The following is a 1,543-nucleotide window of genomic DNA, read 5'->3' as shown; positions in this document are numbered from 1 at the left end:
CCGCGCGCCAGAGCCAGAGCACCGGCCCCAGCGCATGCCAGCGGCGCGCGAGCGCGGCGAGCGGAGCGGTCGACGGCAGCGCGATCGCCTGCAGCAGCACGGCCGTCTCGGCCGGCGCCGTCGCGGCGCGCGCAGGACCGGCCGTGCGCAGAAAAGGCAGCTTGTACATGCGAGCCTCGGGCAAGGAAGGCAGGCGCGACGTCGCGAGCGACGCTGCGCGAACCGTGGAGCTGGCTGGCAAGGGGCCGGGATGGCGGTCGGCCGGGGCTGGCTGCTCTGACGTGGACGTCTACGCGGACCGCGGCAGCGGAACGCTGCGCAGTAGCCGCGTCATTTGGTCAGGATGAGCTTGTCGTTGCGCGTGCGGCGCAGGCGGTATTCCTGCCCCAAGTGTTCGATCACGAGCTCGCGCGATTCGCGCAGCAGCAGGCGCGAGTCGACCCGGCGCTGGGCCGGTGCCGTCGTGCCCGCGGGCCGCTTGGCCGGCGTGCTGCCATTGGTCTGAAGTGCAAGCGTGGACGTCATCACCGACATGGCTGGCTCCGGGTTCCGGGTGGTGTCGAGATGATAATGATTCGCATTTGAGTGTCAAGCCGACGCTTGCGGACAGCGAAGATCAGCCTCCGCCCCACCAGCGCTGCAGGCCGGCGAGGTCGCCGTTGTACATGTCCCGGTCGCAGTTGCCGACGCCGGCGATGCTCTGTGGGGCCGGTCCGGATGCGCCGTCGGTGTATTGCCACAAGGTCCAGGCCGGCCACAGCGGCGCCAGCGACAAGGGCCGGTTCGCATAGGTCGCGACCCATAGCCAGCAGCGGGCCAATGGCGACGCGGCGGTCGCCGCCGCGACGAGCTGCTTCAGATAGCTGCTGCCGTAGACGCCGGGCCAGCGTCCGCTGCGCTGGAACACCGCCTGCACGAACGCTTCGGCCTGGGCCAGGCTCATCGAGCTGCCGGCGGTGTTCTGCTCCACGTCGAGCACGAGCAGATCGCCGGGCGCGGCGTTCGCCGTGGCGAGGAAGTGCGCGGCCTGGGTCGGGGCGTCGCTGCCGTCGCCGAAATGGTAGGCGCCCCAGAGCAGGCCTGCCTGGCGGGCCTGGGACTGACGCACGGCATAGGTGGGATCGACGTAGTCAGCGCCCTGCGTCGCCTTGTGCAGCACGCCGGCGATGCCGGCACCGCGCAGCGCGCTGAAATCCACGCTCTCGTTGTGATGCGAGAGATCGACGACGACGTTGATCATGCCCGGTTCCCCCTGCCCGCCCGCTGCGGTTTTGTGGAACTGTACAGGATGCCTGCGGGTGCGCGGGGTCAGTCCAGGAAACGCGCGCGGCCGGACACCTCGACCGGGCTGCCCGGCAGCTCGCCGATCGCGACCTGCAGCAGCGAACGCGCGCCCATGTCCTCGCCCTGCACGATGGTCACGCCGCCGCCGTGCGGCCAGCCGATGTCGCGCAGGCGGCCGGCCAGCGCGGCGGCGGCCGCGCCGGTCGCCGGGTCCTCGTAGACGCCGCCGGCCGCGAACGCATTGCGTGCGTGAAAACGC

The 1,543-nt window shown here is 71.2% G+C and carries 3 protein-coding genes; all 3 read right to left on the bottom strand.

Annotated features, from left to right (window positions below; all coding sequences use genetic code 11):
- Nucleotides 1-330 precede the first annotated feature (330 nt).
- Nucleotides 331-525, bottom strand: a complete 195-nt coding sequence (gene hemP / locus NON22_RS24120) for a hemin uptake protein HemP (protein ID WP_425508033.1) — start codon at nt 523-525, stop codon at nt 331-333.
- Nucleotides 526-616: 91 nt separating this feature from the next.
- Nucleotides 617-1,240 carry a glycoside hydrolase family 25 protein gene (locus NON22_RS24115; RefSeq protein WP_257389526.1) on the bottom strand — a complete coding sequence of 208 codons (624 nt, stop codon included), beginning with the start codon at nt 1,238-1,240 and terminating at the stop codon, nt 617-619.
- Between the two features lie 68 nt (nt 1,241-1,308).
- A partial coding sequence (locus NON22_RS24110; RefSeq protein WP_257389525.1) for a PhzF family phenazine biosynthesis protein occupies nt 1,309-1,543 on the bottom strand: 235 nt, incomplete at its 5' end.

The sequence above is a fragment of the Tahibacter caeni genome, from assembly GCF_024609805.1.
GTDB classification, from domain to species: Bacteria; Pseudomonadota; Gammaproteobacteria; order Xanthomonadales; family Rhodanobacteraceae; genus Tahibacter; species Tahibacter caeni.
Note: the sequence above shows the minus strand (reverse complement) of the source record. Positions and strands in the feature narration are given on the sequence as shown.